The 10,789-nt window shown below is 58.7% G+C and carries 12 protein-coding genes and 5 tRNA genes; 7 read left to right on the top strand and 10 right to left on the bottom strand.

Going from position 1 to position 10,789, the window contains the following annotated elements:
* Positions 1-18 precede the first annotated feature (18 nt).
* The 6 genes from AB5Y50_RS04620 to orn form a co-directional block, all read right to left on the bottom strand.
* Positions 19-94, bottom strand: a tRNA-Gly gene (locus AB5Y50_RS04620).
* A 24-nt stretch (positions 95-118) separates the two neighbouring features.
* A tRNA-Gly gene (locus tag AB5Y50_RS04615) sits at positions 119-194 on the bottom strand.
* A gap of 114 nt (positions 195-308) precedes the next feature.
* Positions 309-384: transfer RNA gene (locus AB5Y50_RS04610), tRNA-Gly, on the bottom strand.
* Between the two features lie 32 nt (positions 385-416).
* Positions 417-492, bottom strand: a tRNA-Gly gene (locus AB5Y50_RS04605).
* A 25-nt stretch (positions 493-517) separates the two neighbouring features.
* A tRNA-Gly gene (locus AB5Y50_RS04600) sits at positions 518-593 on the bottom strand.
* Positions 594-770: 177 nt separating this feature from the next.
* Entirely contained in the window at positions 771-1,316 is a 546-nt protein-coding gene (orn, locus tag AB5Y50_RS04595; protein ID WP_042014296.1) for an oligoribonuclease, read from the bottom strand.
* A gap of 91 nt (positions 1,317-1,407) precedes the next feature.
* Here orn and rsgA point away from each other — a divergent pair, with 91 nt between their 5' ends.
* The 5 genes from rsgA to AB5Y50_RS04570 are packed head-to-tail and all read left to right on the top strand — an operon-like array spanning position 1,408 to position 4,249.
* A complete protein-coding gene (gene rsgA / locus AB5Y50_RS04590; protein WP_039040203.1) occupies positions 1,408-2,442 on the top strand; it encodes a small ribosomal subunit biogenesis GTPase RsgA in 1,035 nt (344 codons plus the stop codon).
* Positions 2,443-2,471: 29 nt separating this feature from the next.
* The gene (asd, locus tag AB5Y50_RS04585) at positions 2,472-3,344 is read left to right on the top strand and encodes an archaetidylserine decarboxylase (protein ID WP_029314786.1); all 873 of its coding nucleotides are present in this window, start codon (positions 2,472-2,474) and stop codon (positions 3,342-3,344) included.
* Positions 3,341-3,589, top strand: coding sequence for a VF530 family DNA-binding protein (locus AB5Y50_RS04580; RefSeq protein ID WP_010675488.1), 249 nt, complete (start codon positions 3,341-3,343; stop codon positions 3,587-3,589). Before asd ends, AB5Y50_RS04580 begins: the two co-directional genes overlap by 4 nt.
* A 4-nt stretch (positions 3,590-3,593) precedes the next feature.
* A complete protein-coding gene (locus AB5Y50_RS04575; protein ID WP_010675489.1) occupies positions 3,594-3,845 on the top strand; it encodes a DUF2960 domain-containing protein in 252 nt (83 codons plus the stop codon).
* Between the two features lie 2 nt (positions 3,846-3,847).
* Complete coding sequence (locus AB5Y50_RS04570) at positions 3,848-4,249, top strand: hypothetical protein (RefSeq protein ID WP_010675490.1); 402 nt, start codon at positions 3,848-3,850, stop codon at positions 4,247-4,249.
* 96 nt (positions 4,250-4,345) lie between these two features.
* Here AB5Y50_RS04570 and AB5Y50_RS04565 read toward each other — a convergent pair whose 3' ends face one another.
* A complete protein-coding gene (locus AB5Y50_RS04565; RefSeq protein WP_029314787.1) occupies positions 4,346-4,840 on the bottom strand; it encodes a hypothetical protein in 495 nt (164 codons plus the stop codon).
* Between the two features lie 166 nt (positions 4,841-5,006).
* On the opposite strand from AB5Y50_RS04565, the gene AB5Y50_RS04560 reads away from it, so the two are divergent.
* Positions 5,007-6,980 carry an EAL domain-containing protein gene (locus tag AB5Y50_RS04560; protein WP_010675492.1) on the top strand — a complete coding sequence of 658 codons (1,974 nt, stop codon included), beginning with the start codon at positions 5,007-5,009 and terminating at the stop codon, positions 6,978-6,980.
* Positions 6,981-7,048: 68 nt separating this feature from the next.
* Here the strand turns inward: AB5Y50_RS04560 and rraB are convergent, their stop codons facing one another.
* Positions 7,049-7,384 carry a ribonuclease E inhibitor RraB gene (gene rraB / locus AB5Y50_RS04555; RefSeq protein WP_010675493.1) on the bottom strand — a complete coding sequence of 112 codons (336 nt, stop codon included), beginning with the start codon at positions 7,382-7,384 and terminating at the stop codon, positions 7,049-7,051.
* A gap of 809 nt (positions 7,385-8,193) precedes the next feature.
* Here rraB and AB5Y50_RS04550 point away from each other — a divergent pair.
* Positions 8,194-9,336 carry a Fic family protein gene (locus tag AB5Y50_RS04550; RefSeq protein ID WP_234915670.1) on the top strand — a complete coding sequence of 381 codons (1,143 nt, stop codon included), beginning with the start codon at positions 8,194-8,196 and terminating at the stop codon, positions 9,334-9,336.
* A gap of 154 nt (positions 9,337-9,490) precedes the next feature.
* Here the strand turns inward: AB5Y50_RS04550 and AB5Y50_RS04545 are convergent, their stop codons facing one another.
* Both AB5Y50_RS04545 and AB5Y50_RS04540 read right to left on the bottom strand, forming a co-directional pair.
* Complete coding sequence (locus tag AB5Y50_RS04545) at positions 9,491-9,931, bottom strand: hypothetical protein (RefSeq protein WP_202007498.1); 441 nt, start codon at positions 9,929-9,931, stop codon at positions 9,491-9,493.
* A gap of 121 nt (positions 9,932-10,052) precedes the next feature.
* Positions 10,053-10,619, bottom strand: coding sequence for a hypothetical protein (locus tag AB5Y50_RS04540; RefSeq protein ID WP_202007500.1), 567 nt, complete (start codon positions 10,617-10,619; stop codon positions 10,053-10,055).
* Between the last annotated feature and the right edge of the window lie 170 nt (positions 10,620-10,789).

Here is a 10,789-nt window from a genome sequence, read left to right as displayed (position 1 = left end):
ATGTCATCTGCAAGTGATTGGAGCGGGAAACGAGACTCGAACTCGCGACCCCGACCTTGGCAAGGTCGTGCTCTACCAACTGAGCTATTCCCGCAACAGAATGTCATCTGCAAGTGATTGGAGCGGGAAACGAGACTCGAACTCGCGACCCCGACCTTGGCAAGGTCGTGCTCTACCAACTGAGCTATTCCCGCATCGGAATATCACTTACATATTTTTGGAGCCAGCAACGAGATTCGCGCTCGCTACCCCGACCTTGGCAAGCACTCAACATGCGCTACCAACGCGGTGACTCCGGCACTGCATATTGGAGCGGGAAACGAGACTCGAACTCGCGACCCCGACCTTGGCAAGGTCGTGCTCTACCAACTGAGCTATTCCCGCAACATGGATTGTCTTGAGGCTGTGCTGATGATTGGAGCGGGAAACGAGACTCGAACTCGCGACCCCGACCTTGGCAAGGTCGTGCTCTACCAACTGAGCTATTCCCGCATCGGAACGTCATCAGCAAACATTTTGGAGCGGGAAACGAGACTCGAACTCGCGACCCCGACCTTGGCAAGGTCGTGCTCTACCAACTGAGCTATTCCCGCAAAACCTGAAAACAGACCGTACAGCATTTGGTTGCTTGCGCTACTGTACGGGAGCCGAATTATAAGAGCAGACATTCCAATTGCAAGGGCTTTTTTGTCTGGTTGCAGCCGTTCGCTCAAAAGCTGGCCGAACTGCTGATTTTAGCAACCGAACGACGGCAACCCCTTGCCAGCCACTCAGATTTTGAAGACGTGGGCGCGGTAGAACTGCAGTTCGGCGATGGATTCGCGGATGTCGTCCAGCGCCTGGTGGGAGCCACTCTTCTTGAACTGATCCAGCAGTTCAGGCTGCCAGCGACGGACCAGCTCCTTGATGGTGCTGACGTCCACGTTGCGGTAATGGAAGAAGGCTTCCAGATCGCTCATGTGCTTGACCATGAAGCGGCGATCCTGGCCGATGCTGTTGCCGCACAGGGGGCTGGTGCGCTCCGGCACCCACTGGCGAATGAAGGCGAGGGTCTCGGCAACGGCCTTGGCCTCGTCGTATTCACTCGCCTTGACCCGGGCCACCAGCCCGCTCTTGGTGTGGGTGTTGACGTTCCAGTCATCCATCTTGCCCAGCTCTTCCTCGCTCTGGTGGATGGCGATGACCGGCCCTTCGGCCAGCACGTTCAGGTCCTTGTCGGTGACGATGGTGGCGATCTCCAGTACCACGTTCTCTTCGGGGTCCAGACCCGTCATCTCCATGTCGATCCATACCAGGTTCTGCGCGCTGACTGTCATGATTGCTCTCTCTATTGGGAGGAATGGCGGAATTTTGCCAATTTGCATGTATCATACTGGCTTTGAATCTGTTCATAAACTGGCAAACCCCGTGGCAAAGAAAGCAAAACTCAATCTGGGTCAACAAAGGCGCGTCCAGGCCAACCGCGAGCGGCGGCTGCAAAAAGAGCACACCACAGTGGTAGATGACACCCTGTTCGGCCCCGCCATCGAAGGGGTGGTGATCAGCCGTTTCGGCCAGCACGCGGATGTCGAGGCGAGCGATGGTGCCATCCACCGCAGCAACCTGCGGCGCAGCAGCATCAGCAGCCTGGTGTGCGGCGACAAGGTGGTGTGGCGCCCCGGCCTCAATGCCGCGACTGCCGGCGTCATCGAGGCGGTGCATCCGCGCCACTCGGTGCTGACCCGGCCGGACTTCTACGACGGGGTCAAACCCATCGCCGCCAACATCGACCAGATCATCATCGTCTCGGCGGTGATGCCAGAGTTCTCCACCAATATCGTCGACCGCTACCTGGTGGCGGCAGAAGATGTGGAGATAGCGCCCCTCATCGTGCTCAACAAGGTCGACATGCTCGATGACGCGGCCCGCGCCCGTATCGAGCACCAGCTCGAGACCTACCGCAAGCTCGGTTACGAGGTGCTGCTGGTGAGCTGCGAGAGCGGTGAGGGCATCGACGCCCTCAAGGCGGCGCTCACCGACAAGATCAGCATCTTCGTGGGCCAGTCCGGGGTGGGCAAGTCGTCCCTCACCAACGCCCTGATGCCGGGGCTGGACGTGCTCACCGGCGAGATCTCCGAGAACTCGGGGCTCGGCCAGCACACCACCACCACGGCGCGGCTCTACCACTTCCCGAGCGGCGGCGATCTCATCGACTCCCCCGGGATCCGCGAGTTCGCCCTCTGGCACCTGGAAGCCGACCGCATCACCTGGTGCTTCGTCGAGTTTCGCGACTACCTGGGTGGCTGCAAGTTTCGCGACTGTACCCACAAGGATGATCCCGGCTGCGCCCTGCGCGCCGCGGTCGAAGCGGGCGCCATCAGCGCCGATCGCTTCCACAACTACCACCGCATCCTGGAAACCATGCAGGAAGCCCGCCACGGTCGCCAACAGGCGCGGCTGTGACCCGTTCAACTCATTCCCAGATGAAGATCATGAGCATCACTGACAACCTGAAAATTGCCGGTCAATACTGCCTGCCCAAACACGCCCTCTCCCGCCTGGTGGGCAAACTTGCCGCCGCCGAAGCGGGCAACCTCACCACCAGGGTGATCGAGGCCTTTATCAAGCAGTACCAGGTCGACATGAGCGAGGCGCTGCACGAGAGCCCGGCCCACTACAAGAGCTTCAACGCCTTCTTCACTCGCGAGCTCAAGCCCGGCATCCGCCCCGTGGTGGAAGACGCCATGACCCTGGCCCTGCCGGTGGATGGCACCGTCAGCCAGCTCGGGCCCATCAGCCAAGGTCGCATCATCCAGGCCAAGGGCCACGACTACAGCGCCCGCGAGCTGCTGGGGGGCTATGAGGATCTGGTGGCCCCGTTCAAGGATGGCGACTTCGCTACCATCTATCTGGCACCCAAGGATTACCACCGCATCCACATGCCGCTGGACGGCGTGCTGGAGAGCATGGTGTTCGTGCCGGGGGATCTCTTCTCCGTCAACCCCCTCACGGCCGAGAACGTGCCCAACCTGTTTGCCCGCAACGAGCGGGTGGTGGCCACCTTCCGTACTCCCCACGGCCCCATGGCCCTGGTGCTGGTCGGTGCCACTATCGTCGCGAGCATCGAAACCATCTGGGCCGGCAACATAGCGCCGACCAAAGAGAAGAAGGTGGTGCGCTGGGACTACACCGGCGACGAAGCCATCACCCTGCAAAAGGGGGCCGAGATGGGCCTGTTCAAGCTGGGCAGCACAGTCGTCTGCCTGTTTGGCCCGGGCATGCTGGCCGGTTTCGCGCCGCACCTGGCCAACGGGGTCACCACCCGCATGGGTCAGCCCTTTGCCACCCTGGCGGCGCAAGCATGAGCGATCAACCCACTTCCCAGAAGAACAACCCGCTGCACGGGCTGACCCTGGAGGCCATCGTCACCGCCCTGGTCGCGCACTATGGCTGGGAAGCGCTGGGGCAGCAGATCAATATCCGCTGCTTCACCGATAACCCCAGCATCAAGTCCAGCCTGAAGTTCTTGCGCAAGACCCCCTGGGCCAGAGAGAAGGTCGAAAGCCTCTATCTGTACGTCCAGCGCAAGCAGGCCAAAGAGAAGGAGTGACGCCATGGCGTTCAAGATTACCTACACCTACAAGAAGCAGGCCAGGGAGATTGGCTACGCCAACGACAAGTTCAACAGCATCTATGATGCCGTTGCCGCCGCCGAGGGGATCGATCTGACCCGCTTCCACGCCATGGAAGAGCAGCTGGCCCAGGTGTGCCGCCGCGACAAGAAGAGCGTGAAGGATTACCGGGAGAACTACTTCAAGGAGCTGGGCTTCTCCAACATCGTCATCGAACGGGACGCCAAGGAGTAAGCATGCGCACCCTGACCCTGATGGCCGCCTCCCTGCTGCTGGCCGCCTGCAACACGACACCGAGGGAGCCCCTGGTCGGCGCGGATCGCGACGAACATGGCTGCATCGGCAGCGCGGGCTATCAATGGTCGGCGCTGGCAGGCCAGTGCGTGCGTCTGTTCGAGCAGGGCATTCGCCTCAACCCGACCGATGCCGGTCAGACCGTCAGCGCTTTCGTGCTGTTCAATGCCGATCAGAGTCAGGCCGAGCTGACCCTGCCAGAGGGCGAGCCGATCCGGCTGATCCGCCAGGGCGAAGAGGGCAACTGGTCCTGGCAGGGCGGCGGCTATCAGCTCTTCCCCTGGAAGGGGTATGTGCTCAAGTCCGGCGACCATGTGCTCTATCACGGCGATCTGACCCCCTGATCCTCGTCATCCCTCCCCTCACGCCCTGATGGGCGCAGAGCAGGCATAAAAAAACCCCGTTGCACGCAACGGGGTTTTTCATGATACCCGGCAGGATCAGTTGCCGAGGGTGGAGAACAGGCTCTGTTCCAGGCTGCCGCGGGAGACGCACACCGGGGTGATGGAGGGAGCCAGTACTCGCTCGCCGGAGGACTCGACGAAGTAGAGCTGGGTATTGCCCTTGACATTCACGGTGGCGACGCTGTTGTTGCCGCTCTGGGTGATGATCAGGTTGATCTGCAGGTTGGGGTTGCCCAGCGCCACCTTGGACCCCATGGTGCCGCAATCCAGCCACTCCAGACCATCGGCCGAGTTTTCCACGTTGGCGGTCATCAGACCGGCACCACGCTGGCTGTTCTCGATGTTCAGACCGTGATCGCCGAACCACTTCTCGGCACGGGCCCACACCAGATCCACCGGGATCGCCATCTCCTGGGTGTTGTTGGTTGCCTTGGCAACCGGCGGGGTATAGCGATACTGCTCGCCGCCGTTGTTGTCGCTCGCACAACCCACCATCAACAGGGCCAGGGCGCCCCCCATTATCTTCTTCATGCTGCTTCTCTCATCCATAAGGCCATAGGCCGACCGGCGGCTATTATGGCGATCGCGACACAGGCTGTCAGCAGGGATCCGCACAAATGGCGTACTCTTAACCCAGGCTTTACAAAACCCACCTGTTATCATAGATTTGCTCGAAGTCTCCCCCGTGAGTGCTCTCGTGACTTCTTCGCTCTCCCTGGCGCTGCTGCAGCAGATCATCGACCAGTTACCCATGAATATCTTCTGCCGGGACAAGCACGGACGGTACCTGTTTGCCAACAAGGCATTCGCCAGGGAAGCCGGCCTGCAAGACCCGAGCGAACTCATTGGCAAGAGCGATGCCGAGATGCCCTGGGGGGATGTATTCCGGGAGGAAGATGACCGCCTGCTGGCCGACGGCAAACCCCTGCTGCACCAGCAGCTCCATTGCCACAGCGGCGAAGGCGCCAGCTGGATGGAGATCAACAAGGTTCCCCTGTATGACGAGCACGGCGACCCCATCGCCCTGTTTGCCATGGTCAGCGCCATCGATCAGCGCAAGGAGCTGGAGCAAACCTTCCGCCAGCAGCAGTTGCTGCAACGCCGCCTGCTGGATGCCATTCCCGACCTCATCCGTCTCGAGGATCATCAGGGCGTGCTCATCGACTGCAACCAGGCCTTTCTCGACTTCATGGGGCTGGTGGCAAGCGAGGCTCTGGGTCGGCGCGTCCCGCCCCGGCTGCCCGTCGAACAAACCCTGGGTCAGGGGGAGTATTGCGTGGTGGATGCCCAGGGCAGAGGCCGCCATCTGGAGGTCACCCGGGTCGAGGTGCCGGATGACGAGGGCAACTCCCTCGGCATCCTTACCCTTAGCCGCGACATCACCGGGCTGCGCACCACCCAGGCCCAGTTGCAGCAAGAGCAGCACTACGACAGCCTGACCGGCCTGCTCAAGCTCTCCCACTTCCTGCAGACCAGCCGTCATCTGGGGGCCCGCAAGGCCAGCCTGCTGCTGGTGGATCTGCAACATTTTCGCGAGATCAACGATCGCTTCGGCATACGGGTCGCCGACCGCCTGCTGAGCCAGGTGGCCCGCCGCCTGCAACGACTGGCGCCGCCCCAGTCCCTGCTCTGTCGGGTCGCGGCGGATGACTTCGCCCTGCTGCTGCCCGAGCTCCCCCTCTCTCTGGATGCGTGGAGCCGCAACCTGCAGCAGGAGCTGATGACGCCCTATCAGGTCGAGGAGCACAGGATCCAGATCCCGGTGTTCCTCGGCATAGCCCATGGCAAGGCCAAGGATGCCGAGCGTCTGCTGAGCCACGCCGAGGCCGCCCTGGCCCAGGGCAAGCGCCAGCAGCAGCACTGTACCCTGTTCGACCCCGCACTCGATGCCAAGCTCAAACGCCGCCAGCTCATCGCCGCCCAGTTGCCACTCGCCATCAAGTCCGCCGAGCTGACCGCCGTCTACCAGCCCATCATCTGTACCCACAGCAACCGGCTGCACGGGGCAGAGCTGCTCTGCCGCTGGCCCCATCCCGAATTCGGCATGGTCTCCCCCGACGAGTTCATCCCGCTGGCGGAGGAGCTGGGGCTCATCGGCCAGCTCGGCCAGCTGATGCTGGAGCTCGGCTGTGCCCAGCTTGCCCGCTGGCAGGTGGCGGCCCCGGACCTGGTGCTCTCCATCAACCTCTCGCCCCTGCAGTTCCGCGATCCCGAGCTCTGCCCTCAGATCTTCGACTGCATCGCGCGCCACGGGCTCGCCCCCTGGCAACTGGAGCTGGAGATCACCGAAGGGGTGCTGATGGAGAATGCCGACGAGATTGAGAGCAACCTGGCCAGCCTCATCGAGGCGGGCTTCCAGCTCGCCATCGACGACTTCGGCACCGGCTACTGCTCCCTCGCCTACCTTCCCAGGCTGCAGGTGGCGACCCTCAAGCTCGACAAGAGCTTCACCCAGGGGCTGGCCACCAACCAGGCCACCACCGCCATCGTGCGTTCCGTCATCGGGTTGGGCCATGAACTTGGCATCAAGATCACCGCCGAAGGGGTGGAGACGCCGGAGCAGCAGGCCTGGCTGGTGCAGGTCGGTTGCGATCGGCTGCAAGGCTATCTGTTCAGCCGCCCCCTCCCACCGGCCGACTTTGCCCGCAGCTATCAGCTGCCGGAGCAGTAAGCCAGCAACAACAAGGCCACCCGAGGGTGGCCTTGTTGTTTTTGCAAAGCGTGCATGATCTGGCGCACTTACTCCTGGAAATAGGTGCCCCAGCCGTCGTAGTCCACCCCGTATTTCTCGAGGATGGGCAGCATCTTCTCGATGTCGGCGACGATGGTGTCGATGTCCAGCTTGCACTCCACCATGGCGTCGAAACAGAAGATGGTGGCGCCGTCGTCCAGCTCCATCTCCTCGGCGTCGGTCACTTCGAAACCGGCCTTGAACAGATCGACCGCCGCCTTCTCCAGCAGATCGAACTTCTGGCAGGCAAAGTGGTGCTCAATCTCGTAATCCAGATCCGGGTTGCTGCCATCGGCCAGCAGCTCGTTGACGATGGCGGCGGTCTCTTCGCGCCACTCTTGCATATTGGTATTCATATAAACCCCAGGCGGTGTTGGATGGATGTCACCCCTGCCAGCCGCGTCGGCCCGGACCATGGCCAGGGGATGAGTGCGGCAAAGCATACCCGCAGAGCGCGGCAGGCTCAATCGATGGGCCAAGATAACTGGCGCCTCTCCCGGCTTGGCGCCAGCGGGCAGCCCTCGGCACGTCAGGCAGCCCGCCATCCTTCATGATGTTCTGCTGGCCGCCGGCCCGCCCTGCCCCACAGGCGCCCCTCTTTTCATGGTTAAAACCGGGAAACCGGTCCAATCACGGGAAGATTGCTCGGATATCGAGCGAACGGTACATCAATCTGCGGCCTGTGGTTGACACCTCAGTCCAGAAAGGGTTTAATGCGCGCCGTTGCCCAGATAGCTCAGTCGGTAGAGCAGGGGATTGAAAATCCTCATGACAGTTTCCATACCAGAGATCTGGACAGCACACCCTGCAAGGCTTCGCTTCAAATGCGAGGCCTTTTTGTTATGCGTCTCTGGTCAATCTCTGGCAAGGTTGCTCACCGAGCTCGGGATTAATAATCCCCGCCTCCTGATCCGCTGCTTCAGCTGACAACCGATAGCAAAGTACGCCCCCTCCCCTGACATGACCCCCACTTCCTACGAACAACGCGTGCCCTCCCTGCCAACTCTACGTGATACCGGTTGTGTCGTGAGCCGGATCCCCGTTATTATCGGCTCACCATGTGAGCCAAATACACATCCGATTTGGCTCGCATACTGAGCCAAATATACATTCGATTCGGCTCATCGGTGACGTGACCTGTAACAATAAGGGGATGGGCAAGCAGATGACTGAGGATTGGATCTGGCAGCATGAGGGCTGGCCACACTTTTGCTGGCAAGATGAACCGCTACAGCCACGGCTGCGCACCGCACAACGCAATCTGGGCATCCTGCTCGGCACCCATTCCGTTCACGGCTCGACGCAAGCGCAGCAAGCCCAGGCGCTCGATACCCTGCTGGCGAATATCCTCGCCTCATCGGCCATTGAAGATGAACGGCTCAATGCCCAATCGGTGCGCTCATCGCTGGCCCGTCGCCTCGGCGTATACGAAGAACAGCCCTACCCCATCTCGGATCGCTCCGAAGGCCTGGCAGCCATGATGCTCGATGCCATCGACAATCGACATCAGCCGCTAACGCTGGAGCGCCTGTTGCAATGGCATCACTGGCTGTTTCCTGCCGACGACTGGACATTACAGCGTGTGCGGGTGGGCCAGCTACGCGGTGAAGAGCCGATGCAGGTGGTATCCGGGCGACTGGATCGACCCACTGTGCATTTCGAGGCCCCGCCACGCCAGGGGCTGGAGCAGGCACTCGCCTGCTTTATCGACTGGTTCAATGCCAGCCTGAACGACCCCGGCCAGGATCCGCTGCTGCGCGCCGCCATTTGCCATCTGTGGTTTGTCACCTTGCACCCGTTTGATGATGGTAATGGTCGTATCACCCGTGCCCTAACCGATCTGGCGCTCTCTCAGGCCGACAGCCAGAGCATCCGCCTGTATGCCATGTCGGTGGCGATCCTCGAACAGCGTACCGATTACTATCGTGCTCTGGAACAAACCCAGAAAGGCGGACTGGATATCACGGCCTGGCTGATCTGGTTTTTAGATACGCTCAATGCCACGTTGGAGCAGGCCCGACAAGCGATCACCCGCACCTTGGCCAAGAGCCGTTTCTGGCAGCAACACGGCAGCGAGCCACTGAGTGCTGAGCAAATCAAGGTGCTGAACAGGATGCTGGACGGCGGCGAGAACGGCTTCTTGCAGGGTATCAGCGCCAGCCAATATCAGAAGGTGGCCAAAGTCAGTAAAGCCACCGCGACCCGCCATCTGGCCGACTTGTTAGAGAAAGGCTGCCTTGAAAAAATGCCTGGAGGTGGTAGAAATACCCGTTATCAGATCAAGATTACACGGTAATCCCCACATTGTTTTTCGGGGGGATTACCATTGGGCCTAACGTTTTGCTAAGCGGTGCCATTGCGAGAGTGAAAACGGGTGCAAAAATGGCCGAAGGCCAGCACCCGTTTGAACGAAGCAATGAGCATCCGTTTTGAGCAACTTGTTAGAACACTTACTCATCAAATAATTTTTTAGGAAAAGCATTGTGGGGGATAGTGCCTTTGAGTTTTCCCAAACTACCGGAAACCCTAAAACTCTTTCCCTCTGGAGCAGAAGCTTTAACCCACTGAGACTCTGTCGCTTCTAGGTCTATGATGCTTTCGAGTTGCTCTTGGCTAATGAGGCATATTGAATATTCCCCACAAGCCAAACAGACATAAACATCTGCGGCAGACTGAACAATATTATTAATCGGCTCAAGTTGTTCTGGTGTAAAGGTAAAAGACCAAGAGTCACCTTCAGCTTTGCTATAACGGACGAAAACATGGCAATCGGCATTTACGAGGTAGTGTCCATATCTCGAACTTCCCTTATTAAGAGCCTTAAATGAAGGGTGTTCCACGATTTGCATTAAGGCAGGGCCGTGGTATTGGTCTTGTTCTTGAATCTTCATGGAAACTTCCTCGTTGTCGGATTGTGTTCTAACGCCCGCCTAACAGGCGCAAAAGGCTTGGCTAAAATTAGGAACGAAGTGACGCAAGCCAAGCTTTTTGCGTCCTTTGTTGAGGCGTTTGTTATGAGCCAATTGCGTAAGTTGTGGATTTATAGGGTGACTCAATCAAACGAAAACTCCCTGCGCCAACTATATGGTTTAATACTTTTACATCCTGGGCGGTTGATGTCTCAGTAGACAAAGCTCTGTGGTAAAAAGCTGAAAAAGCTACTAAAGCTTCCCCCCAACCGATGTTTCTTGTTGGTGCTACTATAGCGTTGCAAAATGACTTGTGATAAGTAAATAATTCTTCTGCACCTTCCCCAACACTACAACTAGAAAAGCATAGGCAAGTATTTTTTAATTTAGGCCAAGCAATCTCGTCAAGTTCTCTCCATGTAATAAAATCCCCATCAGTCAACGCAATACCTTGAGGGTTACCATGTGCACTAATATGAATGTAGCGAATATGTTCCTTTTCAGAATATTTGATAGCTTTTGCAAAATATTCGCGATTTATTACCTCAAAATGTTTTGTGTCAACACCCTCTAACTTTAGCACTTGCTTAAGTGTTCCGGCTTCAAAGCGATCATCATAAATATCTTTAGGGCTTCTTGATTCGAGTATTAGAATTTCATGTCTTGCCATAATTTCTCCTTGGCTCATAACGCCGCGCTCTGGGGCAAACCGAAGCGTAGCGTAGGTTTGTCCCTAGCAGCGCTTTGTTAGGGAAGGTGCGAACAAGTCCCTGATATGAGATCATGTTTGTCATCTGGAGCCATGGAACAGGGTTCATCATGAGTCATCAACTTACCTTC

The organism is Aeromonas sp. s6 (genome assembly GCF_040907815.1).
Taxonomy (GTDB): domain Bacteria; phylum Pseudomonadota; class Gammaproteobacteria; order Enterobacterales; family Aeromonadaceae; genus Aeromonas; species Aeromonas caviae.
This window is presented reverse-complemented; position numbering and strand designations above follow the sequence as displayed.

What these genes read in the sequence shown, in the direction of transcription:
- AB5Y50_RS04540 (WP_202007500.1), bottom strand. Translation starts at nt 10,619, where the DNA reads ATGGCAAGACATGAAATTCTAATACTCGAATCAAGAAGCCCTAAAGAT.
- AB5Y50_RS04550 (WP_234915670.1), top strand. Translation starts at nt 8,194, where the DNA reads ATGGGCAAGCAGATGACTGAGGATTGGATCTGGCAGCATGAGGGCTGG.
- rraB (WP_010675493.1), bottom strand. Translation starts at nt 7,384, where the DNA reads ATGCAAGAGTGGCGCGAAGAGACCGCCGCCATCGTCAACGAGCTGCTG.
- asd (WP_029314786.1), top strand. Translation starts at nt 2,472, where the DNA reads ATGAGCATCACTGACAACCTGAAAATTGCCGGTCAATACTGCCTGCCC.
- orn (WP_042014296.1), bottom strand. Translation starts at nt 1,316, where the DNA reads ATGACAGTCAGCGCGCAGAACCTGGTATGGATCGACATGGAGATGACG.
- AB5Y50_RS04570 (WP_010675490.1), top strand. Translation starts at nt 3,848, where the DNA reads ATGCGCACCCTGACCCTGATGGCCGCCTCCCTGCTGCTGGCCGCCTGC.
- AB5Y50_RS04545 (WP_202007498.1), bottom strand. Translation starts at nt 9,931, where the DNA reads ATGAAGATTCAAGAACAAGACCAATACCACGGCCCTGCCTTAATGCAA.
- AB5Y50_RS04580 (WP_010675488.1), top strand. Translation starts at nt 3,341, where the DNA reads ATGAGCGATCAACCCACTTCCCAGAAGAACAACCCGCTGCACGGGCTG.
- AB5Y50_RS04575 (WP_010675489.1), top strand. Translation starts at nt 3,594, where the DNA reads ATGGCGTTCAAGATTACCTACACCTACAAGAAGCAGGCCAGGGAGATT.
- AB5Y50_RS04565 (WP_029314787.1), bottom strand. Translation starts at nt 4,840, where the DNA reads ATGAAGAAGATAATGGGGGGCGCCCTGGCCCTGTTGATGGTGGGTTGT.